The following is a 25,493-nucleotide window of genomic DNA, read 5'->3' as shown; positions in this document are numbered from 1 at the left end:
TCCAAACTTATCCAGTCGTTTGGTCGTTAGGATGGGTTTCACCCTGTTAGAGTATTCTGTGATTATCCTTTTATAAGGTGGAAGTGCTGTTAGGTGTAAAACAGTGTCTATGAAATTTTGAGAATAATCGAGTATTTGGAAGATATTATTGAGGGAGGGTGTATGGATTGAAAGCAATTGTTGTTAAAGAAAATGGCAATATAGAGGATTTTGTAGAACAAGAAGTATCCAAACCAAAAGTGAATGCAGATGAAGTATTCATTGAAGTTCGTGCTTTCGTCATTAATCCGGTAGATAGTGCAATTCGAAAAGGAAGAATGCCATTTAAATTAAAGTCTCCAATGATTTTAGGTACGGATATTTCCGGAGTTGGTTCTGAAGTTGGCGAGAATGTTTCAAACTTCTCCGTAGGTGATGAAGTTTTTACTTCTTATAAAGTAAATCGCGGTGGTGGGCTGGCGTAGTTCGTTCCCATCCCTGAAAAATACGTATTGAAAAAGCCGGAAAAAGTTTCTTTCGAAGAAGCGTCAGCTCTTGGGATTGCCGCACTTACTGCTTATCAACTCGTAAATAAAGAATCATATGAAGTGCAAGAAGGAGAGACAGTTTTCGTTCAAGGTGGTTCAGGTGGAGTAGGAACATACACTGTGCAATTTGCAAAACAGAATGTCGCACATGTCATTGCGACAACGAGCAGAAACGAAAAACTGCTTGAATCCCTTGGAGTAGACGAAGTCGTAAATTATAAAAAAGTAGATGTGCCAACAGCCTATGCTAATATAAAGGCGAAGCGATTGGTTTAGAAATGACAGATATTCTTCTTGGAATCGTTAGGACGATCATAAAAAAATCCACCTTTCATTTCTCGGAAACAAAAAGCACATATACAACTGATTACATATTTTTTAAAAGATACTCGATTCTATGACTTTATGAAACGACTGAATTACTATGAATGGACTAGTTCCCGTCAGTTAACAGGAGTGGATTTTTCTAATTATTTAGAGTTATTCATTGTTACTAATTATGAATTGTATCTTGAGGATTAATGTAACACCGTTCTAACTCTCCCCTATGAAAAATTTCAGAAAATTATTAGAACCAACAAAAGAGACCCCAGCTTTTGCTAGAGCCTCTCTTACGTTGTTTAATAAAATTACTGAAGTAGTTGTAATACTGATTGTGGCATTTGGTTTGCTTGTGCAAGCATAGCTTGAGAAGCCTGAGAAAGAATATTTGCTTTTGTCATTTCCATCATTTCCCGAGCCATATCTACGTCACGGATACGAGATTCTGAAGCTTGTAAATTTTCTGAGGCGTTATCAAGGTTGGCAATTGTGTGTTCCAAACGATTTTGCATCGCACCTAGATAAGACCGACCCGCTGAAACTCTTTCAATTTCATCATTAATTGCATCAATTGCTGTTGTAGCACTACTTTGATCTGTTGAAATGTCGATAGCAGCTACATTTGTGTGAACTGTCTCAAGATTCACGCCATCAGTAGAGAAGTCAATTTCCGTAAGTTGATCTGAATTCGCACCAGTTTGAACTTGTACAGAACCCGCACCATCTCCTGCTGTTCCATCTAATAAATTTTGTTTATTAAATTCCGTTTCATTCATTATTCTTTCGATTTCTTCTGACAGTTGAGCAAATTCTTTTTGCAATTCTCCTCTATCTACTCCGACATTAGTATCGTTTGACGCTTGAACCGCTAATTCACGTTGACGTTGAAGAATTGCATGAACTTCGTCTAGCGCGCCTTCTGCTGTTTGAATCATGGAAATACCATCTTGTGCGTTACGGCTTGCTTGGTCTAGTCCGCGAATTTGGGCACGCATTTTTTCAGAAATCGCAAGCCCTGCTGCATCGTCTCCGGCACGGTTAATACGCATACCAGAAGAAAGTTTCTCCATAGATTTTTGCATCATGTTTTGGTTAATGCCAAGTTGACGATGTGTGTTAAGCGCTGGAATGTTGTTGTTAATAATCATAATATAAAACCTCCAATGTTTTATTTTTTACTTGCGCCACGTCCTTGTGTTGCAAGTTCTTCAGCGTGAAGCTTGGTTATGTATGTTGTGACAACCATTCTTCCCGCTTCATTCATAATATCGGCTAAGGTTTCGGTTGTTTTAGTCTTTTTTTACGATTTTTTTACTTTCATTTTCTTTGTTCATACTTTTGTCACAATTAAATTCGTAACAAGACTAAAGTATTATCATGACTTTTTCCATCTTTTATTTTTATTTTTAAAAAAATCCTCACTTTTTGAGGATTGCTCTGTGATATTGAAAGACATTATGTTTTTAGTTAATGCCAACAGCCTCATCAAATGCTAGTTCCACATTGTTTTTCATTTTATATGGTGCTTCGGTTAACCACATTAAGTTTACTTTAAAGTCCTCTAATTCTTTCGTGTCTAAAAATTCTTCCAAATACAATTCTGTTAATTCTCGTAAATAAAAAACCGTCTCATGAGCGGCATTTTGATCTTTTGTGAATTGTTTATTGTTTGCTTTCTGTCGTAGTTGTTGTACATGCTTCTCCATCATTTGATCAAAGTCATTTTGTAACCATTGAAGACGTTCTTTCATCTCTCTGTTTAAGTTTGCGACAAAATTTCTGGACGCATTTAACAGTTCATTTTTTGCTACTTTTAATTGCTCAGATAGAGACAAGAGTGACTGATAAAAAATTTCACGGGGAGAAGTTTCACTTTCAAATACATAACTCTCTAATTTTTTATTTTCTAAAAAATAATCTTTCTTCTCCATTTTTACACCTCCTGTCCATAGCACAAATATCCTCCTCCTTCAAGCGTATGTATTCCTATTATTACGCTTAAAAGTAGGAGACATACCATTATTTTCTTCCTTTCATTCACTTCATCATACTATATCTACATTTCATTAACAATCCAAATCTCTTATGCTAATAGCATATTTTAATCGTTTCATTCAACATTGGACATACTATACTTTGTACATTCATATGAAGAAAGGAGAATCGTTTGTGAAAGAGAAAAATGCTCCCCATGAACGAATGTCTGATAAAAAGGGGCTGAGTGCGACGCAAGAAGTGGTGTATCAAAGTGAATTTAAAAAAGCGGATAAAGCGTATGAAAAAGAAAAAGAGCGTAAGAAGTAATGAAAAAAGCGGTTCTAATCAGCTGTAGATTAGAACCGTATAATGATTTATCCTCCATAATTGAAACCGGTTTCTTTTAATGTGAGTGGGTCGCCTTCTTTATGGACACCAGCATTTGTCACTTCACCGACATAAATGTAATGATCTCCTTTTTCAATGCGGTCGACGACTTGACACTCGAAAAAGCTTAACGCGTCTTTAAAAATTGGGCAGCCTGTTTGCTCTATGTAAAACTCATATCCTTGTAATTTGTTGTCTTCTTGTTTGATGGCACTGAAGAAGGAAGTAGCCATATCTTTTTGGCCGGTTTCGAGTATGTTGACGCTAAACACTTCATTCTTTTTGATTTGTTCTTGGGAAGTGGTATCTTTTTTCACAGCGAGAGCGACTAAAGGTGGTTCAAAGGACGTTTGAGTGAGCCAGTTCCCTGTAAATGCATTTACTCCTTCATCACCTTTCGTTCCGACAACGTATAAACCGTATGTAATTCCTCGTAGTGCTGTCTTTTTTGCATTTGGATCCATGATAAACTCCACCTTTCTATTATTTTCTAACTTTTCTAATTTTAATTATAATATAAAAAAACCGAGAATGAAAATATAAACTCGTATACATGCTCGCTGAAAGCTTGCCCGTGTTTTCGGCAAGCTTTTTTGTTTGTCTAGACACTTTTCCAAGACGGCGTGCATACAATAAGAAACAATTGTCTAGAGAGAGGGATGGAGATGGCTTCTTATCCTTACAAACCGTACAAGCGGCCGCCACCGAAAAAGAAGCTTTGGAGGAAGCCCTATTGGTGGCGACGGTGGAAAATTGTTTTGCTGCAAATTCTGTTTCCGATTATTATTTTCCAATTTATTCGTACGCTTTTTTTACCGACGACGTTGGACATTTTAATTTTATGTTTTTTAATTGCGATTTTTTTGTTTGCGGTGTTTACGCCGGCGTGAAAAGGCCATGGGAAGAAAATCGTTTCTTTCTCCCATGGCTTTTTACGTCGAATCCGCTTCTCTTGCTTCCACTGGGGCGGGCCACCGCTCCATATCTTCTTGCATTTTTTCCAAGAGCCACATTTCTCTCATGAACCGGGCGGTGACGTACGGTTCTTCTTGCGGGCTTCGCTTTGTGAGTGGCTGTATGATGACGTGGAAGTTCGGCAAGCTTGTGAGGTAACTTTTTAATAAGTAGTCGTCATATCGCTTTGTCGGGAAATGTTCTTTGTACGTATATACCCATTCGTAACCGGTGACTCTTTCCGCAAGTCTATTTTCCATACAAGCGCGGTATAAGTGAGCGACGTCTCTGTGAGGATGGTTGATGTTTGCTTTTTCTACGTTAATAAAGCGGTGACTCCCCCTGCCGTCCACAATGATATGGTCCGGGGTGGGACTTCCGTGGCAATACACTTCGTTCATCGTCGCTTCTTCTTCTTGATCCAAAAGCCACTCTTCTACGTAGCGGGCAGAATTCATGGCGGTGTTTGCGAGCAGGGGAAAGTGGAGAAGATAATTGAGTTCGAGTGGAGAGAAATAACGCTTTTGTTCAATATGGTCGGCGATTGCTTCCAGTGTGTTTATTTGTTCTTCCGTCCTTCTTTTTTTCGTCGCCAAGATGTCGTCTTTTCTGTCTTCAAGCAGGACCGGATTGTTCGTTTGGCGATGAAAGAGAGCGAGAGTTTTAAAGTAGACCGTTTCCGGTGTTTTTTGCGGTGTTGCTCCCCACGGCATGAGATAGTAAAGGGCGTTTTCTTTTCGGACGAACCAGTTTCCCCGCTTCGTGCGGAGAACCGGAGTAATCGTCTGAAGTTGTTCTTTTTCAAAATAGTGGAGCGTTTGCTCGAAACGCTCCATGTAATCGGGGGGGAGTCGGGTTTTTTTTAACGCAAATGTGCCTTCTTTTGCTTGTACTTTCGTCACGTTTCCGTTCGTTTCCGCCTCTTCCGGGGTAATTGGGTAATACGCGAGAATTTCCATAGCTTTATTTTTCATTCGCAGATCGTCCTGCCCATGACGCTGGAATGTATAAAATTTGCCCTTCTTCCACGTGTTCGTTTTCGAGCCGGTTAAAGCGAATGAGATGGGTCGTCGTCGTGTTGTACCGTTCCGCAATTGTTTCCAGCGACTCATTTTCTTGGATGATACACATTTTTAAGCGAGAGAATTGTTCTTCGCTTTTCGTCATCATTTTCGTTAAATAAAGGGCATTGTCGTCTCGCTCACTTGCAGGGGCTTTCTCTTCTTCTTCGTCTCTACCGTCTTCCGTCTCTTCGTCACTTGTTTCTTCTTCGTCTCTATCTTCTTCCCGTTCGGAAAGTTCGTTTTCTTCATTGATTTGTACTGAAGTAGGTTCTTCTTCACGTTCAGGGCGGCGACGGAAAGAGGTAACGACGGTGTTTTCTTCGGATTCAGGTTCGGCTTCCTTTTCTTTTTCTCTTTCTTCCTCTGCTTCCGTTTCTTTCTCTTCCTCTCCTACAGCTACGCTCTCTGTTTCTTCCTCTTTTGGCGGTTCTTCTTCGGTAGATTCCACGCTTCTTTGTTCATGTTCTTCTTCATTCGTTGGTGACGTTTCTTTTTCTTCCGTTTTTTCCGCTTCTGTCGTTATTTCTGTTCGTGCTTCTTCGGAAGGAATTTCTCGTTCGACTTCTGTTTCTTCTCTCTCCTCTTCTTCTGTGTCTTCCTCCACTTCCGCGACGTTTTCCACCGTTTCGTCTATTTCTTTTTCCTCGCTCGCTACGTCCTTTCTCTTTTCTTGTTCATTGAAAAAGACAGCAGGGGTTGTAGGCGTGTCCTCCTCTTCGGATTCTTCTTCCTTTTCTTCTGTTGCTATTTCTTCTATCGGTTCCGTTTCTAATTGTTCAGTAGGCGGTTCTTCTTCCGCTTCTCTCTCGGCACTTTCTTTTTCCTCTTCCGGCTCTGATTCAGCTGTTTTTTCCATCTCCCACACAGGAAATGTTTCTGGTGGTAGAGTTTCTCTTGTTTGAACAGCCGCGCCATTTTTCATCCCAGTAATGCTAACTTCTGCGGTCAGTTGAATGCAGTCCGGCTCTGGTAAATCGTAGTCAAAACCGTTAATATGAACGTAAATATCGTCTAACTTGTTGATGCGATGCAAAGGAATCGTAATATCCACTGGGAAAAAGTGAGAAATGATTCCTTTTTCCTCTGATACATTGATCTCATCTGCTGGGTTCGGTGTAAATTCCCGTTCTACTGTTTCCACTTTGTCATCGTCAATCGTATACTCCCCGTGCAGTCTCAGTCCTCCTTTAATGACAACGTAATCCCCTTTTTCTTCAATATGAATGTCGGGGGTAAGCCCTAACGACAACAAATCTTTCATTTGTTGCTCTTTATCTAGCCAAATCGTTTCTTCCAAATGAAACGTTAGTGCGGAAGAATGTTCTCTTCCCATGAAGGAAACCTCCTTTATCGCATCTTCATTTATTTATCGAAAGTTGCCAATCTTGCCTCGTGAGAAAAATCTTATCCCTTACAACCTATGCGGGAAAAAGAGTGCTTATGATAAATTGTGATGGGAATAAGAGAAGGTAATCATCGATTTGGGAGTTGGAGGGAGTTGAAACGACGTCTAATGAGTTTGTGTGCGGAAACGAGAAAACTTTCTCATTCTTTCCTTTCCAAAAAATAACACCACATTCAAACGAAAACCATTTTTCGCTTGAAGTGATGTTTCTTTGAGACGACGAATTCGTCTTGTTCCCCACCTATGTTGAAGATGTTTACGGGGTTCATTGTGTGGAGAATCCAGCTCAACGAATAAACTTTTTCACATCTTCCAATCGTTCCATTTCAAAAATATTTTCTAAAATCGCTTCTAAAGAAGATACGTCTAATTGATTGAGTTCATCACGCATTTCTTTTGGAAGTTCACCGAATTTTTTCATGCATATTCGAGTAATACTTTTTACTAATCCAAGTCGCATTCCTTCCGCTTTACCTTCTTCTCTGCCTTTCTCCATGCCTTCTTGTCTCCACTTGTCAGCTAATGTCATCACAAACTCACTTCCTTTCATATTTGTTGTCTCCAACGTCGTGATGATTTGTTCCACTTCATTTTCGGTTAAATCTTTGGCGGTGCTGAAAATATAGCGTAGCATTGTTTCCAAATAACCGACTGCCGTTTCTTTATCTTTTCATTCCAACCAATAATACAGCGCTCGTTGTATGGAATGAAAAAGTGGTTCTCCTGTTTTTGTGACAATATCACAAAACAACGTGAAAAGAATTTTTATTTCAGCAGAACCTTTGATATCTTCATCGGAGTAGCGGGAAATATCGTAAAGTAAGTACTTGAAATCCGGAACGTATTCTTTTACTTCTTTTGGTAATGCCTCATATCCATTAATTAATTCGCTGAGATTTGTCGGTATTTTCCATTTGGTTTGCCCATGGTAAATGACAAGAGGGATAATGATTGGCAATTCTTTTATTTTCTCTTTATACAGTCATGGAAGAAAGGATTCCACATTGTATAGTTTTTACTTGCTCTACATTGAGCTTTTCCTCCAAAAATATTGAAGGGTTATCGCACGATGCGATAACCCTCCCTATTTCATTATTTAATTTTCGCAAAGGCTTTTTCTGCGGCATCAATTGTTTTTTCGATGTCGCTTTCTGTGTGAGCGGTGGATAAAAACATTCCTTCAAATTGAGATGGTGGAATGAAGACGCCTTGTTGCATCATTTCCCTAAAGTACGCGGAGAATAAGTCTAAGTCAGACGTTTTCGCCGTAGCAAAGTCGACAACTTCTTCATCCGTGAAGAAAAAGCCGATCATCGAGCCAACACGGTTCATGTGATGTGGAATGCCGTGCTTTTTCGCTGCGGCACTTAAGCCTTCTTCGAGCATTTCTCCGAGTCGGTTAAATGTGTCGTAATCTTCCGGTGTCATTTGACGTAACGTTTCATACCCTGCAGTCATTGCAAGAGGGTTTCCTGACAAAGTTCCCGCTTGATAAATCGGTCCGCTCGGGGCAATTTGTTCCATCATTTCTCGTTTTCCCCCGTATGCTCCAACTGGTAGCCCACCACCGATGACTTTTCCGAGACACGTTAAGTCCGGAGTGACACCGAAGTATCCTTGGGCACAGTTGTAGTCGGTACGGAATCCGGTCATTACTTCGTCAAAAATAAGCAGACTGCCGTACTCTTTCGTAATGTCTCGTACTCCTTGTAAAAATCCTTCCACTGGTGGGACAACGTTCATGTTACCTGCCACCGGCTCCATAATAACCGCGGCAATATCGTCACCGTATTTTTCAAACGCGAGCTTTAAACTTTCGAGGTCGTTATACGGCACCGTTAACGTATGGGAAGCGATGGATTCCGGAACCCCCGGGCTATCAGGTAGTCCGAGAGTAGCGACGCCTGACCCTGCTTTAATTAAGAGCGAGTCTCCGTGGCCGTGGTAGCATCCTTCCATTTTGACGATTTTATCCCTACCTGTATACCCACGGGCAAGACGTAACGCACTCATCGTCGCTTCTGTTCCCGAGTTTACCATGCGCACGACTTCAACAGATGGAACTCGTTCAATAACAAGTTCGGCGAGTTTAATTTCCATTTCGTGAGACGCACCGAAGCTCGTTCCTTTTTCCGCTGTTTTCTTCAGTGCTTCTACGACGACTGGATCGGCATGACCGCGAATTAACGGTCCCCAAGAAAGGACGTAGTCAATATATTCATTCCCATCCAGGTCTTTAATTCGTGCCCCGCTTCCTTCTGCCATGTAGACAGGCGGGTGCCCCACTGATTTAAATGCACGCACCGGGCTGTTGACCCCGCCTGGCATCATCGTGACTGCTTGTTCGTATGCTTGTTCGGATTTATCAAAAGTAGCCATCATCCCATCTCCTTTCCCTCTTCATCTAACCATTTCGCAACGTCTAATGCAAAGTACGTAATAATAAGGTCCGCTCCCGCCCGTTTCATACTTAACAGTTTTTCCATCACGACTTCTTTTTCATCGAGCCAACCGTTTTGAACCGCTGCTTTAATCATGGAATACTCCCCGGATACGTTGTACGCAACGACAGGAAGGTTCGTTTCGTTTTTCACTTCGCGCATAATGTCTAAATAAGAAAGGGCTGGTTTGACGATTAAAAAGTCCGCTCCTTCTTCCACGTCAGCATTCGCTTCTCTTAGTGCTTCTAAACGATTTGCCGGGTCCATCTGGTACGTCTTCCGGTCGCCAAAAGACGGCGCACTGTGAGCGGCGTCGCGGAACGGTCCGTAAAATGCTGAAGCATATTTCACCGCGTAAGACATAATTGGAACGTTCGTAAATCCTGCTTCATCTAACCCTTGGCGAATCGCTGCGGTAAAACCGTCCATCATATTCGACGGAGCAATAATGTCCGCGCCAGCTTTCGCTTGGGATACCGCTGTTTTTGTCAGTAACGTAAGAGAAGGGTCATTCACAATTTCTCCGTCTTCAATAATTCCGCAATGTCCGTGGTCGGTATATTGACATAAGCACGTATCGGCAATGACGGTAAGCGACGGATGGTCTTTTTTAATTTGACGAATCGCTCGTTGCACGATGCCTTCATCGTTGTATGCTTCGCTTCCTTGGTCATCTTTTTCATTCGGTACTCCGAATACGATGACTGAAAGAATGCCTCGTTCTTCTAATTTCGTCATTTCTTCAGTTAAATGGTCGAGAGATACTTGATATACTCCCGGCATCGATGGGACTTCGTTTTTCACGTCGGTTCCTTCAACGACAAAAATCGGATAAATTAAATCTTCTTTTCGCAGTACCGTCTCTCGCACCAACGCCCGCATTCCTGCTGACTGGCGCAGGCGACGATGACGACGAAAGGATAATTCTTTCATACTATGTACCCTCCTTATTTACGTGGGAAATGAGCGCTTGCACCATTCCTTCGATCGTGTATGGTTTCGCGACAATAATGTGTTGAAAGCCGTGGTGTGCGGCTTCCCGTTCGGTAATCGGTCCGATGCAAACGGTTCGTAACTGTTGCCACTTTTCTCGCTCTATTTCTTGGATGAAAGAAACGAATGCTTTCACGGTGGACGGACTCGTGAAAGTGAGTACGTCCAGGACACCTTCTTGAATCCATTTTCTTAACGTCGCTTTATTTTCCACTACCGGCGCGCTCGTATAAATTGGCATATCAATGACAGAGGCTCCGATGTCTTCCAGCGCTGGTCGAATGACGTGGCGAGCAAGGGCGCTTCTTGGAAATAATACCGTTTCTCCACGTGTTACGTGTTTTACGAGCACATCTGCCAACTCTTCGGCAACAAATTCGGACGGTGTCACGTGGATGGGCCATCCGAGACGGGCGACTTTCTGTGCGGTTTTCGACCCGATGGCGGCGATTTTCACATTAGTAGGAAGTGCCTTTCCGCTTTCTTTCCATGCGTCATAAAAAAATCGTACCGCATTCGCACTCGTAAATACAATCCAATCGAACGTGGCGTGTTTGAGCGTATCCACATGTTCTTCCCATCTCTCTTTTACAGGAACGGTTTCAATGAGAGGGAGGACAAACGTTTCTCCCCCTGCGTTTTCAATGAGCCGCTTTAGTGCTGGTGCTTGTCGTTTTGAACGTGTAACTAAAACGGTATATCCAGTTAACGGTTCGTCATTCATTCGTACCCCAGCTCTTTTTTCACTTCTGCTAAAATTTCACCTGCGCCTCTTTCCATCAGTCGTCTCGCTGCTTCTTCCCCGACTTGTTCCGGATTGTTTCCTGTCACCGTTTCTTTTAACATCGTTTTCCCATCCGGAGTTGCGACAAGGGCAGTTAACGAAACAGTCCCTTCTGAAACAATTGTTGCATGACCTGCCACCGGCACTTGACAGCCGCCTTCCACTTGTTTTAAAAAGGCGCGTTCTGCTTGTATTTGTTTTGCCACTGCTTCGTCGTTTAGGTGAGAAAGAATGTCGAGCACTTCCGTATCATCTTCTCGACACTCTAAGCCAAGGGCTCCTTGTCCGACCGCCGGTAAACAAACTTCCGGCTCTAAATATTCGGTAACGATGTCTTCATCCCAACCGACCCGCTTTATGCCCGCTGCTGCTAAAATGATGGCGTCATAGTCTTCTTCTTTTAACTTCCGCAATCTCGTTTCAATGTTTCCGCGAATCCATTTAATTTCTAGATCCGGGCGATATGCGAGAATTTGCGCCGAGCGACGTAAACTGCTCGTTCCGACAATGGCTCCAGCAGGGAGTTCCGCTAACGGGATATTGTCTTTCGAGATAAATATATCCCGCGGGTCGACTCGATTCGTAATGGCACCGAGGGCAAATCCATCCGGGAGGACACTTGGCACGTCTTTCATACTATGTACCGCAATGTCGATTTCTTTATCCGCCATCGCTTGTTCAATTTCTTTCACAAACAATCCTTTTCCGCCGACTTTTGACAAGGTGACATCTAAAATACGATCGCCTTTTGTGACAATTTTTTTCGTTTCGAAACGATACGGGAGGTTCTTTTTTTCCAGTTCCGCAATGACCCATTCCGTCTGTTTTAACGCTAAATTACTTTTTCGCGTTCCTAATACAATCGTTCGCATGCTTTCCCTCCATTCCATAGTTCCCTTATACATACCATATATGAAAGTCTGTTAACACTCTCGTTAAGAAGTAATTCACTAATACGAGTAAAAAGCCGGCCACATTCCAAAGCATCATATCGTATCCGCGTTTTCCTTTTACAATCCAAGTATACAAGAAGATACTGTAGGCCAAAAGGACAAGGAGGGATCCGATAATTTTTGCGTCGATGAGCGGGACCATCTCAAACTGAATCCATGCCCAAACAAAACCGAGAATGAGGCCTACCAATAACAATGGAACGCCTGAGACGGTCATCCAAAAAGTAAGTTGTTCCATTCGTGGTAAGTTGCCAAGCCGCACCAATCTTTTCCCCCACTGTTTCTTTTTCAGCATCTGGTGCTGTAAAAGATATAAGATGCTAAAGACGAAAGCAAAAGTAAAAGCTGTGTATGATAAAAGGATAAAAGTAATATGCAGAAATAACACTTCCGACGTGAGCAACGCTTCCAATTCGACCGGTACGTCTGCGCCGGTTGCAAACAAACTGAACGCCATCATAATAAAGCCGACGACGTTTGTAAAAAACACAAAAAAATCGATGCGAAAGAACCGATTAATAAGCAGGGAGAGGGAAACGAGCAGCCATGCATAAAAAAATAAGCCTTCAAAAGGGGTAATGACCGGTAGTCGCGTATATTGCAATGCCCGAGTGATGAAAAAGAACGTTTGGAGAACCCATACAATAGAAAGCAACCAGAAAGCGATTTTGTTCGCTTTCCGGTTGTTCGTTAAAAAGTCAATAAAATATCCAAATACACTCAGGCTATATAACACAATGGTTACGACATATAGAATCCCAGATGCTGCAACCATTCGTTACATCTCCTCTCTATGAGCGGATGTTTACGTCTTTGGCATAAGCATATGGAAGGAGAGGTGTTTGTTTCTTTTTATCCCAAGCTTTTTCAGCGGCATCGATTTTCATTTTTTTCAACTCCGCTTCTTTCGCCTCTTTCACTTCCTCTTCTAGCGCAAAGATTTCCGTAAACAATGCTAGTGACTCTTCTGCATTGGATTCTGCTGCTAGTTCTTTCGCTCGGGTGATAGGATCGCGTAGCATCTGGTTAATGATACTTTTCGTATGTTTTCGCAGCACTTTTTTCTCTCTTTCGGTTAAGTCAGGAAGCTTTCGTTCAATGCTGTCCATCGTTTCCGCTTGAATCGTTAATGCTTTTTGACGCAATGCGGAAATAATTGGTACGACACCGAGAGTATGCACCCAATCTTTAAAGGCGACAAGTTCTTCTTCAATCATCTCTTCAATGACTGTTGCTGCTTCCTGACGCTCTTCTAAGTTTGCCGCAACCATTCCTTCTAAATCGTCGATGTCGTATAAAAAGACGTGCTCCAGTTCTGACAGCGCCGGATCTAAGTCTCTCGGAACGGCAATATCAACCATAAAGAGCGGGCGACCTTTTCGTTTCTTTACGATACGTTCGACCATCGATTTTGTAATGACGTAGTTGGAAGCACCGGTAGAAGAAATAATGATATCCGCTTTTTCCAAGTAATCCGGTAACTCTTCCATTCGTCTTGCTCGTCCGGAAAATTTCTCCGCCAACTCTTCTGCCGTTTCGTATGTTCGGTTCCATACCGTCACATCCGTTGCACCACTTGCATGCAAATGTTTGGCGGTCAGTTCGCTCATTTTTCCCGCACCGAGAATAAATACGCGTTTGTTTTGAAATGGTCCTAAAATTTTCTTCCCTAGTTCCACTGCTGCATAGCTGATGGAGACAGGATTGTCGTTAATCTCTGTTTCCCGGTGGGCTTTCCGTGCAAACGTAATGGCTTGTTTAAACAGTTCATTAAAAACCGTTCCGGTGACGCCTTCTTCTTGGGCAAGTAAAAAAGCATCGCGCACTTGTCCTAAAATTTGTGTCTCCCCTAAAATCATCGAATCAAGCCCGCTGGCTACTCGGAATAAGTGTGTGATCGCGTCGTCATTTTCACGAATCGTTAAGTAAGGTGCAAATTCGCTTTGGTCCATGTGAAACCATTCGGATAAAAACTTTTTCATGAAATGGCGACCAGTATGAAGCTGGTCTGCCACAGCGTATAATTCCGTCCGGTTGCACGTAGAAATAATCGTGCACTCTAAAATACTTTTCATCTTCCGAAACTGATGGAGAGCGTCTTTTAACGTCTCTTCTTCAAACGCTAATTGCTCCCTCACTTCGACAGGGGCCGTTTTATAATTGATTCCAACTGTTAGTATATGCATGTAGCTCCCCCACTTCTAACTCCATTCAAAAAAAATGTCTTATTCATACGTATGATTCCTATGCCCATTATACCATGTCAGCAAATCTGCTCCAATGAAAATGTGAACACCGTCTGACATCTTTATGAATCCGACAGAAGTGCTACAATTTCTTGCCACGCTTCATCTTTTCCTAAGCCAGTTTCGGCGGAAAAAACGATCACTTTGTCTTCTTTTCTTACCCCGAGCCCTTCTCTCACTTGTTTGACGTGTTTTGGCCGTTTATTTTTGGAAAGTTTATCGGCTTTCGTCGTAATGATAATAATAGGAAGTTCGAAATGTTTTAAGTACTGATACATTTGTACGTCTTCGTCGGTAGGCGGGTGACGGATATCAATGACCTGCACGACACCCCGCAACTGTTCTCGCGTCATTAAATAATGTTCAATCATTCTTCCCCAACGTGCTTTTTCTGCTTTGGATACTTTCGCATATCCATAACCAGGGACATCGACGAGAATAAGCGACTCATCCACTTCATAAAAATTAAGTGTCCTCGTTTTCCCTGGTTTGGAAGATGTGCGAGCTAATTTCTTTCTATTTAATAGCGCATTGATAAATGAAGATTTTCCGACGTTCGACCGGCCGGCTAACGCGATCTCCGGCAAGCCTTTTGTCGGAAATTGGTCCGGTGAAACAGCGCTAATTAATAGCTCTGCTTTACTCCTTTTCATGTTCCTCCCCCAATGCATGTTGTAATACTTCATCGAGATGAGATACCGAAATAAAAGTAAGACCTTTTCTCACGCTCTCCGGTATCTCTTCTAAATCTTTTTCGTTTTCTTTCGGAATAATAATCGTCTCAAGCCCCGCTCGATGGGCACTCATTGCTTTTTCTTTCAGTCCTCCGATTGGGAGCACTCTGCCACGCAAAGTAATTTCCCCCGTCATCCCGACTTCTTTTTTCACTTTGCGTCCGGTTAAAGCAGACACTAAGGCGGTCGCCATCGTGATACCGGCGGAAGGCCCGTCTTTCGGTGTGGCGCCTTCAGGAACGTGAATATGAATATCTACATTTTCATGGAAATTCGGGTCAATGTTTAATTCATCCGCCCGTGAGCGAATATAACTGAAAGCGGCTTGGGCGGATTCTTTCATTACATCCCCAAGCTTACCGGTTAATATTAATTCCCCTTTCCCTTTTGCTAGGGATACTTCAATGGAAAGAGTATCTCCACCGCTTGTCGTGTAAGCAAGACCTGTTGCTGCACCGACTTGATCTTCTTCCTCCGCAAGACCATAGCGAAAGCGAGGTTTTCCAAGCATTTCTTCAATCGTATTTTCCGTCACAATGACGCGTTTCCGTTCTCCCGAGACGATTTTTTTTGCAGCTTTTCGACAAACTGTCGCAATTTCCCGCTCTAAATTCCTTACTCCCGCTTCCCGAGTGTAGTAGCGAATCAGTTTCAAAATCGCTTCATCTTTTACTTGTAGGCGACCTTTCGTCAAACCGTGTTCTTTCATTTGCTTTGGAAGTAAGTACCGTTTCGCAATTTCTTCTTTTTCTACTTCGGTATAGCCGGCAATTGAAATAATTTCCATCCGGTCAAGAAGCGGCGCTGGAATCGTTTGCACATTATTGGCGGTGGTGATAAACATCACTTTCGATAAATCGTACGGCTCTTCAATAAAATGATCGCTAAAGGAATCATTTTGTTCCGGGTCTAGCACTTCCAACATCGCAGAAGCCGGATCACCACGAAAGTCGCTCGCCATTTTATCAATTTCATCTAATAAAAAGACAGGGTTTATGGAACCTGCTTTTTTCATTCCTTGAATAATTCGCCCTGGCATCGCACCGACGTACGTGCGGCGGTGCCCACGAATTTCCGCTTCGTCTCGCACGCCACCAAGAGAGATACGAACGAACTTCCGCTCCAAAGCGCGGGCAATGGAGCGCGCCAAAGACGTCTTCCCTACTCCCGGTGGACCTGCTAAGCATAAAATGGGGCCTTTCAAGGATTTCGTCAACTCTTGTACCGCTAAATATTCAAGTACCCGCTCTTTTACTTTTTCTAAACCGTAATGATCTTCATCGAGAATTTCTTCAGCATGGTTAATATCGAGTCGGTCTGTCGTTTCTTCATGCCACGGAATGGTGACGAGCCACTCAATATAATTACGAATCACTGAGCTCTCGGCGGAGGCTTGCGGGATTTTTTCGTAGCGAGTGAGTTCTTTTAATGCCTTTTCTTCCACTTGTTTTGGCATTTTCGCTTCTTTAATTCGCTCTCGTAACTCTTCGGTCTCTTCCAATTTTCCTTCTTTTTCTCCGAGTTCTTTTTGGATCGCTTTCAATTGTTCCCGCAAATAATATTCTTTTTGCGTCTGTTCCATCGATTGCTTGACCCGCTGACCGATTTTCTGTTCGAGACCGAGCACTTCTTTTTCATTATTTAAAATTTCAATCAGTTGCATCAAGCGATCATTTACCGAAAATGTTTCTAACAACGCTTGTTTTTCCGCTACTTTCAGCGGTAAGTGGGAAGCAATCACATCTGCAAGGCGGGAAGGCTCTTGAATGTCTTGTACCGATTGTAACGTTTCTTTGGAGACTTTTTTCGAAATATGAACATATTGCTCAAATTGCTCTAACAAACTTCGCATTAATGCAATGACTTTTGTATCGGTTTTGTCTTCTACTTCTTCAATCGGCTTCGCTTCCACTTGAAAAAAATCATCTCTATCGTAAAAGCGGGTGATTTTTGCCCGTTTCAACCCTTCCACCAACACACGAATCGTTCCGTTGGGAAGCTTTAACATTTGTTTAATCTCGGCAATGGTTCCGATTTGGTATAAATCATCTTCATCCGGCTCGTCAATGGATAAATCCATTTGACTTGTTAGTAAGATTTCACTGTTCTCCATCATCGCTTCCTCAAGGGCTTGCACCGACTTTTCCCGTCCAACATCCAGATGAAGCACCATCGTTGGAAAAACGAGGACACCGCGCAAAGGAAGAAGAGGGATGGAGCGTGACTCTTTACTCACTATATATACACCTCCAGATAGTCTTATGAATAAAGAATATTTGTATTTATGTATATGTAGAAAAAATATTGATGGCAAGTAAGAGTAAGAAGAAAGTCGAACACGAAAGAACCTTGTTACAATTTTATCCTACTCCTCTAAGCTTTGTCTAATGACAAGCATGGAAAGACCCGAGCGTCATTTTTTGTGTCTATGCATTGAATTTGGAGATTCACGTTCTCTCTCACTCGTTCTGTAAAACCTTTCCATTCGAAGCGAGACGGGGCAAGCGTTCGCTATGTTGTAGTATCGACGAGGGAGAGGGAATACATACTTCTTTTATAAGCTTGAAAAAAGCAAAATGGTAAAAAAACACCCGGTTCCATCAAACCGGGCGCATTTTTGTACGTTGAGATTAAGCACTTTCCTTTGGTTTCGCTTGATCTAAAGAAATTTCTTTTCCATCTGTTGTTTTTAAGATCGGGGAAGCCCCTTCTGTCACACATTCTGCGGTAATTAAGCAAGATGCAATGTTTTCTTTGGAAGGTAAGTCATACATGACATCGAGCATAATTCCTTCAATAATAGAACGAAGTCCCCGCGCTCCTGTTTTTCTTTCAATTGCTTTCGCTGCAATTTCTTTCAAAGCATCTTCGGTAAACTCCAGTTCCACATCGTCCATTTCAAGCAGTTTTTGATACTGCTTCACAAGGGCATTTTTCGGTGTTGTTAAAATTTCCACCAGTGCCTCTTCATCCAGTTCGTTGAGCGTGGCAATGACCGGTAAGCGTCCAATAAACTCAGGAATTAATCCGAAGCTGAGCATGTCTTCCGGTAAAATTTTGCTCATGTATTCGTCCTTGTCCAGATCTGTTTTCTCGGTGTTTGCGCCAAAGCCAATGACTTTTTTCCCGAGACGTTTTTTCACAATTTGTTCGATACCGTCAAAGGCACCACCGACGATAAATAAAATGTTCGTCGTGTCAATTTGGATAAATTCTTGATGCGGATGCTTTCTGCCGCCTTGTGGAGGAACGCTTGCGACCGTTCCTTCTAAAATTTTAAGTAATGCTTGTTGCACTCCTTCTCCCGAAACGTCCCGCGTGATGGATGGGTTTTCGGACTTGCGCGCGACTTTGTCAATCTCGTCAATGTAAATAATTCCTTTTTCCGCTTTTTCCACATCGAAATCAGCAGATTGGATCAGCTTTAACAAAATGTTTTCCACGTCTTCCCCAACGTATCCCGCTTCTGTTAAAGACGTTGCATCAGCAATGGCAAATGGCACATCTAAAATACGTGCAAGCGTTTGAGCAAGAAGGGTTTTCCCGCTCCCGGTCGGTCCGATGAGGCAAATGTTACTTTTCGCAAGTTCCACATCTTCATCTTTTGTTGATGCAGAGTTCACCCGTTTGTAATGGTTATACACGGCAACTGAAAGCGCTTTTTTCGCTCGATCTTGCCCGATGACGTAATCGTTTAGAATCTCATTAATTTCACTTGGTTTTGGAATATCTTCAAATTCCACTTCTTCCTCTGTTGCAAGCTCTTCTTCCACAATTTCCGTGCAGAGCTCGATACACTCATCACATATATAAACGCCTGGACCTGCGACTAATTTGCGAACTTGTTCTTGGGTTTTGCCACAAAAAGAACATTTGAGTTGTCCTTTTTCGTCATTAAACTTATACATCCATTTCACCTCTTACTTTTGTATTGTACACGGTTTTCTGTCGTTCCGCACCTCAAAAGACTTACCGTTTTCGTGAAAGTATCGTGTACATCTCGTCTTACATCTTATTCTTATTTCCTCTCTCTCATGCAATTGTTCATGTGATGTATTGTAACACACCACAAGAATGGAAATGAAATAAAATGATTTACTTTTATGTACTTCATTTATTCATTCTTCTTTTCTTTACTATATCCTTTTTTCTACAAACATAATTATGTTTTTTTAAAAAAGTCATGAGACCGTTCCACATGATTTTCACGCAGAAAAATGTCCCATGAACCGCTGATCGACGATTCATTTTCTTTTTCTAGCAAAAACAGGTCGCATCAAACATATTGCGGCCTGTTAATTTCTTTTTATTTCCATTTTATACTTCCATGCGACCACTACATTGCAATTTCATGAGAAAAGTTGGAGCTGTTTAAAAAGTCATGATTGGTGACTTTTTGGACATTTTTTGTTACCGCTTCATCAAAAATTGCTTCTGGAAACGTCTCTTGGCCGAATAGGCATGTTTCCAACACCAAATGGTTGATGGAAGTAAATCGTGGATGGGTCATGCCATCGTTTCATCAAAGTATTGCTTGTAAAAGCAAGCCATAAATGGATCATAACTCTGTTTTATTCAAATAATGTCTGATGAAAGCAAGTTATGAATCGCTCATGCCGCCGTTTCATTCAAAAATAGTTTGAGGAAACAAGCGATGAACGGATCATGGCACCGTTTCGATCCAAACACCATTGTGAGCAATCCATGCACGATGTATGGCACCGTTTCAGCGCTAAATGATTGTTGAAAGGAACGGCTCGATTTATTTTTCAGGACTAATTTGACAGGCTCGTCTTGTTTGCTATTTTGAAACGCAAAGGGTTCTATAAGCATCGATTGGCCCTTTCATTCCCCTGTTTATTCCAAATTTCAGTTGTCATGGAACCATTCGAGGGAACGATTTACAAAAAAGTGTCGCATGAAATGGGGATGAGACCTTTCCTCCCTCAATTCCAAGGAAGAATTGGTCTCATCATCTGTTTATTTATTCTTCGTCTTGCTCTTGTTGGTCGTCATTTTCATTTTCTTCTTTTTTCGGTACCGTTTTACTTTGTTCGACGAGGAAATCAATCGCTTTTTGAATACGAAGATCATCTTTTAAGACGTCAAGTCCACCTTGCATCATGAACAGATTACGAATTTCATCTACTTCCCGGTCGTACATTTCTGCCATTTTTTCAAGTTCTTTATCGACGTCTTCGTCTGTCACTTCAATGTTTTCCGCTTTCGCAATGGCTTCCAAGGTCAAATTCATTTTCACTCGTTTTTCTGCTTCCGGTTTAAATTGTTCTTTCATGCTGTCTTCGTCGGTTCCAGTCGCTTGGTAATACATGTCAAGACCCATACCTTGTGCTTGCAAGCGTTGTTCAAATTCTTGTACCATGCGTTCTACTTCATTCGTAATCATTACTTCCGGAATATCAATGGTCGCATTTTCCGCTGCTTTTTCTACAACGGTGTCGCGTTCATGATGTTCTTTCGCATGTTCTTTATCTTTCTGTAACGCTTCTTTTCGTTTTTCTCTTAATTCATCGAGCGTTTCAATGTCTTCATCGACGTCTTTCGCAAATTCATCATCCAGTTCCGGTACTTCTTTTCGTTTCAAGTCATGCACTTTCACTTCGAAGACCGCGTCTTTTCCAGCAAGATGTTCTGCGTGGTATTCTTCCGGGAAAGTAACTTTTATTTCTTTTTCTTCCCCTGGCTTGAGACCGACGAGCTGATCTTCAAATCCTGGAATAAATTGTCCGGAACCAATTTCTAAAGAATAGTTTTCAGCTTCTCCACCTTCAAAAGATTCACCGTCGACAAATCCTTTAAAGTCAATGACGACTGTGTCTCCTTCTTCCACGGTTCCATCTTCTACGACGACAAGCTCTGCGTGTTGTTCTTGTAATTGTTTGAGGGACTCCTCTACTTCCTCATCTGTCACCGTCGTATCAAATTCTTCTACTTCCAAACCTTTATACTCGCCTAGTTCAACTTCCGGCTTTACCGTAACAGTTGCTTTAAATACGAGATTCTTTCCTTTTTCAATTTCTTCAATATCAATCTCAGGACGATCTACCGGCTCGATGCCTGTATCTTCCACAGCTTTTGCGTACGCTTCCGGAAGCACAATATCTACCGCATCTTGATAGAGCGCTTCCACACCGAAGCGTTGCTCGAAAATTTTACGCGGTACTTTCCCTTTACGGAATCCAGGCACGTTGACCTGTTTTCTTACTTTTTTAAATGCTTCGTCGAGCGCCTCTTCAAACTTTTTTGCGTCAACATCGACGGTAAGTACGCCCTGATTACCTTCTTTCTTTTCCCAATTGGCACTCATATATTTTCCCTCCATATTTTCATAGATACTGCCCGTTTTACAACCATTTTATTATAACATATCACTTTTTCGTTTCAATGAAAATATCAGTATTTACAATTGAAATAAAGTAGTTTGTATTCTTTCGTATTCTGCTTCGATGACACTTACTGATCGTGCGTCGGTTTCGTATACGTTTAATAAGGAAGAAACGTCTTTCTCCATCCCAAGCAACGTCGCCATTTCTTTATGTATAAAGCATGCGAATGATTTTATTTGAACGGTCGGTGAAAAAGGATAGTAATATAATACGATTTGTTTCAATAATCGTTTTGCTTCTGTTAATAAGGTTGGATTCGTTTGTTCCAGCACATCTCTTAGCAGTTGAGCAGTCTGTATGTATGCGGTCGTTTCTTCCAGTGCAGGCAAAGATACAGGAGAAAATTCGCCTTTGCGCTCCAATTTTTCTACCCATACGTGCGCTTCTACTTCCCAATCTTTTAATAACAGCAATAACAAACTCTGCAACAGAGGCGGACTCGTTTGATCGCGCAAAACTTCTTCAATCACAGCGAGAAAAGGAGATGGGCCATGTTTTTGTAATTCTTTAATGAGCGCAAGTTTTTGTTCTTCGGTCCCAAATTTCAAGCGATATTTCCATTCTTGCATCAAGGAAGATGGATTTTCTTCATTTGGCACGAAAGAAGATAGTATTGTCTCTTCTTGCTGGATTTGTTTTGACAAAGTAAGGAGCGCTTCTAATTCTTCTTTCATTTGTTCCGGGATGATCCCTTCTTCCAGCGATTCTTCTAAAATTTCGACGACTGTCTCATATTCTTCTAATTGCGCCAAAATCGACACGTATACTCGAAGCACTTCTATGTATTCCCCAATTCCCTCTTCTAGCATTTTTTCTGCTAACATTCGACCTTGATGAAATTTCCCCATGTCCGCGTATACTAATAGCAGTCCATAGGAAGCTTCCGGATGATTCTTTTCATGAGAAAGCGCTTGTTGAAAATGACGGAGCGCCTGTGCTTTCTTTCCTTCTTTAAAATTTTGCATCCCTTTTTGAACAAGATATTGAGCCGATCCTGGAAAAAGGACGATGTTATCATTTTTCTGTTCCTTTTTCATTTTCATTCTCCTTTTTGGTCAACAAAGAGGATTGGAGGAGTGAAAAATGGGAGGAAGGCGACCTGTGCGAGAGGTCGCCTTCCGCTTTATACGCTTTGTTTTTCTTCGTATGCTGCAATCTTGTCTTCATATTGAAGCGTTAGGCTAATTTCATCCCATCCATTTAAAAGCATTTCTTTCCAATAATCATCAATCTCAAAACTTGCTTGAAAGCCATTGGAATCCGTAATTGTTTGGTTTTCAAGGTCAACGGTGAGTTCATATACTTTATCTTTCCCGTTTTCCATTAATTCATACACTTTTTCTTCATCTAAACGGATAGGAAGAATTCCATTTTTAAAGCAATTGTTATAAAAGATGTCTGCAAAGCTAGGCGCGATAATGACACGGAAGCCGTAGTCTTGGAGCGCCCACGGAGCGTGTTCCCGAGAAGAACCGCATCCGAAGTTGTGGTCGGCAATTAAAATAGTTGCATCTTTTGCCGCCGGTTGATTTAACTCAAAGTCGGGATTGTCGCTTCCGTCTTTCAAAAAGCGCCAGTCAAAGAATAAAAACTGTCCGAAACCGGTTCGTTCCACCCGTTTTAAAAATTGCTTCGGAATAATTTGGTCTGTGTCCACGTTCACTCGTGGTAACACCGCTGTATTTCCTGTATGCTTTACAATTGGTTCCACTTTCTTTCACCTTCTTCTATAAAAATACCAAATTATGATTGAGAAGTTGCTTCTGTTTCTAATGTGCGAATGTCGACAAATTTTCCTGCCACTGCGGCTGCGGCTGCCATTTCAGGGCTGACAAGGTGCGTTCTTGCTCCTTTTCCTTGACGTCCTTCAAAATTTCGGTTCGATGTAGAAGCACAACGCTCCCCTTCCGGAACGAAGTCAGGGTTCATGCTAAGACACATACTACAACCGGATTCCCGCCATTCAAAACCTGCTTCGATAAAAATTTTGTCGAGTCCTTCTTCTTCCGCTGCTTTTTTCACTCGTTGGGAACCAGGGACAACTAGGGCCCGAACGCCTTCTTTTACTTTTCTACCTTTCGCAATTTTCGCAGCAGCACGAAGGTCACTTAAGCGAGAGTTCGTACAAGATCCGATAAAGACGTGTTGAATTTCAATATCGGTCATTTTCGTGCCCGGCTTTAAGTCCATGTATTCAAGGGACTGTTCAATTGCTTTGCGTTCGGCACTGGAAGTCGCATCTTCCGGGGATGGAACAACACCGTTTACTCCGACGCCTTGAGATGGGTTTGTGCCCCAAGTAACCATTGGCTCAATTTCAGAAGTGTCAATTTCAACGACGGCATCGTATGTCGCTCCTTCATCTGTCGCAAGGGCTTTCCATTCTTCCACTTTGCGCTCAAACGCTTCTCCTTGAGGTACTTTTTCACGGCCGCGTAAATAGTCGAAGGTAACTTGGTCTGGGCTAATGAGTCCAGCTCTCGCGCCGGCTTCAATGGACATGTTACAAATGGTCATGCGCTCTTCCATTGTAAGTCCGCGGATGGCTTCTCCAGTATACTCCAATACGTACCCTGTACCAAAGTCAACACCGTGTTTGGCAATGATCGCAAGAATAATGTCTTTTGCTGTAACTCCCGGAGCAAGACGACCATTGACACGCACTTCCATCGTTTTCGGACGGGATTGCCAGATCGTTTGGGTCGCAAGGGTATGCTCTACTTCACTCGTTCCAATCCCGAACGCAAGCGCACCAAAGGCGCCGTGGGTAGATGTATGGCTGTCTCCACAAACAATTGTTTTTCCTGGTTGAGTAAGTCCTAATTCCGGTCCAATGACGTGCACAATTCCATTGTTTGGACTGTTAATGTCAGCAACTTCAATTCCAAACTCTTCACAGTTTTTCAACAATGTTTCCATTTGCTTTTTCGCAATTTCATCGGTGATTGTCTGTCTGTTTGTCGTTGGTACGTTATGGTCCATCGTTGCAAATGTCAAGTCAGGACGACGTACCTTTCTTCCCGCTAAGCGAAGACCTTCAAATGCTTGTGGGGACGTGACTTCATGCACCATATGAAGGTCGATGTATAACAAATCCGGTTTTCCCGGTTCAGAAAGTACCGTATGATTTTCCCAAATTTTCTCAATGATCGTTTTCGGTTTCATCCTCTTCCCTCACTTTATCTTGTTGTTTCAATATGTTATAAGCCGATTTATTTTAAAGCATCGATGACTTTTTCGGTCATCTCTTCAGTGGAGAGAGCTTTCTCTCCCGGTTTGGCAAGATCCCCAGTGCGATGCCCGTTTCGCAACACTTCTGCCACTGCATTGTCAATGGCATCGGCTTCCTCTAACATGCCGAAAGAATATTTGAGCATCATCGCGGCAGACGAAATCGTCGCAAGGGGATTGGCGATTCCTTTTCCGGCAATATCAGGAGCGGAACCGTGGACCGGCTCATATAACCCCGGGGCTTTGCTTCCAATGCTTGCGGACGGAAGCATGCCGAGGGAACCCGTTAACATCGAAGCGGCATCGCTTAAAATATCGCCAAAAGTATTTTCGGTGACAACGACATCAAACTGTTTCGGTTCACGAATGAGTTGCATCGCTGCATTATCGACGAGCATATGCTCCACTTCGATTTCCGGATAATCTCCTTTGATTTCATCCACTGTCTCTCTCCAAAGGCGACTTGTCTCTAAGACGTTCGCTTTATCGACGGAAGTGAGCTTTTTACGGCGCACTTTCGCCATTTCAAAAGCTTGACGAACAATTCGTTCGATTTCTGACTTTTTATAAGCGAGTGTATCTACCGCGCCGCTTTCGCCATCAATTTCGCGTCGTTCTTTCGGCTCTCCGAAATAAAGTCCTCCAGTGAGCTCTCGGACAATGACGAGGTCGACTCCTTCAATCACTTCTTTTTTCAACGTAGAAGAGTCAGTCAAACTTTCGTGTCCTGTCACCGGACGAAGGTTTGCAAATAGTCCGAGCGCTTTCCGGATGCCAAGAAGACCTTGTTCCGGTCTCATTCCGCTTTTTAAATTATCCCATTTTGGGCCTCCCACTGCACCGAGCAACACGCCATCACTTTGTAAGCACGTATCGATGGTTTCTTGTGGGAGTGGATCATTATTTTTATCGATGGAAGTACCACCGATGTCTCCATAGCGATATTCAAATTGATGACCGTATCGTTCTGCTACTTTATCTAACACTTTTGTCGCTGCTTCCACAACTTCTTGACCAATGCCGTCGCCCGGAAGCACTGTGATCGTTTTTTGCATCGTTTTCTCCCTTT

General features: G+C 42.4%; 25 protein-coding genes. 4 read left to right on the top strand and 21 right to left on the bottom strand.

The genetic code is table 11. The annotated features are described in order from the left end of the window. The first annotated feature begins 167 nt into the window (after window positions 1–167). Entirely contained in the window at window positions 168–464 is a 297-nt protein-coding gene (locus tag GJS40_RS02905) for an alcohol dehydrogenase catalytic domain-containing protein (protein ID WP_270896010.1), read from the top strand. Between the two features lie 27 nt (window positions 465–491). Continuing rightward, window positions 492–803: a zinc-binding dehydrogenase gene (locus GJS40_RS02900; RefSeq protein WP_270896009.1), complete on the top strand. Its 312-nt coding sequence runs from the start codon at window positions 492–494 to the stop codon at window positions 801–803. 353 nt (window positions 804–1,156) lie between these two features. Here GJS40_RS02900 and GJS40_RS02895 read toward each other — a convergent pair whose 3' ends face one another. Next, on the bottom strand, window positions 1,157–1,996 hold the full coding sequence (locus tag GJS40_RS02895; protein ID WP_270896007.1) for a flagellin N-terminal helical domain-containing protein: 840 nt from the start codon (window positions 1,994–1,996) through the stop codon (window positions 1,157–1,159). A 315-nt stretch (window positions 1,997–2,311) separates the two neighbouring features. Further along, on the bottom strand, window positions 2,312–2,779 hold the full coding sequence (locus GJS40_RS02890) for a hypothetical protein (RefSeq protein WP_270896006.1): 468 nt from the start codon (window positions 2,777–2,779) through the stop codon (window positions 2,312–2,314). 238 nt (window positions 2,780–3,017) lie between these two features. Between GJS40_RS02890 and GJS40_RS02885 the strand changes: the two genes are divergently transcribed. Then, window positions 3,018–3,152, top strand: coding sequence for a YfhE family protein (locus GJS40_RS02885; RefSeq protein WP_270896005.1), 135 nt, complete (start codon window positions 3,018–3,020; stop codon window positions 3,150–3,152). A gap of 47 nt (window positions 3,153–3,199) precedes the next feature. Here GJS40_RS02885 and GJS40_RS02880 read toward each other — a convergent pair whose 3' ends face one another. Further along, the gene (locus GJS40_RS02880) at window positions 3,200–3,676 is read right to left on the bottom strand and encodes a flavin reductase family protein (protein WP_270896003.1); all 477 of its coding nucleotides are present in this window, start codon (window positions 3,674–3,676) and stop codon (window positions 3,200–3,202) included. 201 nt (window positions 3,677–3,877) lie between these two features. Here GJS40_RS02880 and GJS40_RS02875 point away from each other — a divergent pair, with 201 nt between their 5' ends. Next, the gene (locus GJS40_RS02875; RefSeq protein WP_270896001.1) at window positions 3,878–4,102 is read left to right on the top strand and encodes a hypothetical protein; all 225 of its coding nucleotides are present in this window, start codon (window positions 3,878–3,880) and stop codon (window positions 4,100–4,102) included. A gap of 42 nt (window positions 4,103–4,144) precedes the next feature. Here the strand turns inward: GJS40_RS02875 and GJS40_RS02870 are convergent, their stop codons facing one another. The 18 genes from GJS40_RS02870 to leuB all read right to left on the bottom strand — a co-directional run bounded on the left by GJS40_RS02870 (window position 4,145) and on the right by leuB (window position 25,479). Further along, entirely contained in the window at window positions 4,145–5,140 is a 996-nt protein-coding gene (locus tag GJS40_RS02870) for a protein kinase family protein (RefSeq protein WP_270896000.1), read from the bottom strand. Beyond that, window positions 5,130–6,563 (bottom strand): LysM peptidoglycan-binding domain-containing protein, encoded by a 1,434-nt coding sequence (locus tag GJS40_RS02865; RefSeq protein ID WP_270895998.1) that lies wholly within the window; start codon window positions 6,561–6,563, stop codon window positions 5,130–5,132. Before GJS40_RS02865 ends, GJS40_RS02870 begins: the two co-directional genes overlap by 11 nt. A gap of 358 nt (window positions 6,564–6,921) precedes the next feature. Continuing rightward, window positions 6,922–7,269 carry a DUF4351 domain-containing protein gene (locus tag GJS40_RS02860; RefSeq protein WP_270896015.1) on the bottom strand — a complete coding sequence of 116 codons (348 nt, stop codon included), beginning with the start codon at window positions 7,267–7,269 and terminating at the stop codon, window positions 6,922–6,924. Between the two features lie 36 nt (window positions 7,270–7,305). Next, window positions 7,306–7,602, bottom strand: a complete 297-nt coding sequence (locus GJS40_RS02855) for an Rpn family recombination-promoting nuclease/putative transposase (protein ID WP_270896013.1) — start codon at window positions 7,600–7,602, stop codon at window positions 7,306–7,308. Window positions 7,603–7,727: 125 nt separating this feature from the next. Then, a complete protein-coding gene (gene hemL, locus GJS40_RS02850; protein ID WP_270895996.1) occupies window positions 7,728–9,014 on the bottom strand; it encodes a glutamate-1-semialdehyde 2,1-aminomutase in 1,287 nt (428 codons plus the stop codon). Further along, window positions 9,014–10,009, bottom strand: a complete 996-nt coding sequence (hemB, locus tag GJS40_RS02845) for a porphobilinogen synthase (protein WP_270895994.1) — start codon at window positions 10,007–10,009, stop codon at window positions 9,014–9,016. Before hemB ends, hemL begins: the two co-directional genes overlap by 1 nt. A gap of 1 nt (window position 10,010) precedes the next feature. Then, entirely contained in the window at window positions 10,011–10,793 is a 783-nt protein-coding gene (locus GJS40_RS02840) for a uroporphyrinogen-III synthase (protein ID WP_270895993.1), read from the bottom strand. Then, on the bottom strand, window positions 10,790–11,725 hold the full coding sequence (gene hemC, locus GJS40_RS02835) for a hydroxymethylbilane synthase (RefSeq protein WP_270895992.1): 936 nt from the start codon (window positions 11,723–11,725) through the stop codon (window positions 10,790–10,792). Before hemC ends, GJS40_RS02840 begins: the two co-directional genes overlap by 4 nt. A 25-nt stretch (window positions 11,726–11,750) precedes the next feature. Next, entirely contained in the window at window positions 11,751–12,581 is an 831-nt protein-coding gene (locus tag GJS40_RS02830) for a cytochrome C assembly family protein (protein ID WP_270895990.1), read from the bottom strand. Window positions 12,582–12,597: 16 nt separating this feature from the next. Then, window positions 12,598–13,992, bottom strand: coding sequence for a glutamyl-tRNA reductase (gene hemA, locus GJS40_RS02825; protein WP_270895989.1), 1,395 nt, complete (start codon window positions 13,990–13,992; stop codon window positions 12,598–12,600). A 122-nt stretch (window positions 13,993–14,114) separates the two neighbouring features. Further along, a complete protein-coding gene (gene yihA, locus GJS40_RS02820) occupies window positions 14,115–14,705 on the bottom strand; it encodes a ribosome biogenesis GTP-binding protein YihA/YsxC (RefSeq protein ID WP_270895987.1) in 591 nt (196 codons plus the stop codon). Next, on the bottom strand, window positions 14,692–16,959 hold the full coding sequence (gene lon, locus GJS40_RS02815) for an endopeptidase La (protein WP_377902114.1): 2,268 nt from the start codon (window positions 16,957–16,959) through the stop codon (window positions 14,692–14,694). The genes yihA and lon overlap by 14 nt, the downstream gene beginning before the upstream one ends. Before the next feature lie 457 nt (window positions 16,960–17,416). Then, the gene (gene clpX / locus GJS40_RS02810; protein WP_270895986.1) at window positions 17,417–18,694 is read right to left on the bottom strand and encodes an ATP-dependent protease ATP-binding subunit ClpX; all 1,278 of its coding nucleotides are present in this window, start codon (window positions 18,692–18,694) and stop codon (window positions 17,417–17,419) included. 1,076 nt (window positions 18,695–19,770) lie between these two features. Next, a complete protein-coding gene (gene tig, locus GJS40_RS02805; RefSeq protein WP_270895984.1) occupies window positions 19,771–21,114 on the bottom strand; it encodes a trigger factor in 1,344 nt (447 codons plus the stop codon). A 93-nt stretch (window positions 21,115–21,207) separates the two neighbouring features. Continuing rightward, complete coding sequence (locus GJS40_RS02800) at window positions 21,208–22,230, bottom strand: tetratricopeptide repeat protein (protein ID WP_270895982.1); 1,023 nt, start codon at window positions 22,228–22,230, stop codon at window positions 21,208–21,210. Window positions 22,231–22,316: 86 nt separating this feature from the next. Beyond that, window positions 22,317–22,904: a 3-isopropylmalate dehydratase small subunit gene (gene leuD / locus GJS40_RS02795; protein ID WP_270895980.1), complete on the bottom strand. Its 588-nt coding sequence runs from the start codon at window positions 22,902–22,904 to the stop codon at window positions 22,317–22,319. A gap of 32 nt (window positions 22,905–22,936) precedes the next feature. Next, window positions 22,937–24,358 (bottom strand): 3-isopropylmalate dehydratase large subunit, encoded by a 1,422-nt coding sequence (gene leuC, locus GJS40_RS02790; protein WP_270895979.1) that lies wholly within the window; start codon window positions 24,356–24,358, stop codon window positions 22,937–22,939. A 47-nt stretch (window positions 24,359–24,405) separates the two neighbouring features. Further along, window positions 24,406–25,479 (bottom strand): 3-isopropylmalate dehydrogenase, encoded by a 1,074-nt coding sequence (gene leuB, locus GJS40_RS02785; RefSeq protein ID WP_270895978.1) that lies wholly within the window; start codon window positions 25,477–25,479, stop codon window positions 24,406–24,408. Window positions 25,480–25,493: the final 14 nt, after the last annotated feature.

It is taken from the genome of Aliibacillus thermotolerans (assembly GCF_027853235.1).
Lineage (GTDB): Bacteria > Bacillota > Bacilli > Bacillales > Marinococcaceae > Aliibacillus > Aliibacillus thermotolerans.
Note: the sequence above shows the minus strand (reverse complement) of the source record. Positions and strands in the feature narration are given on the sequence as shown.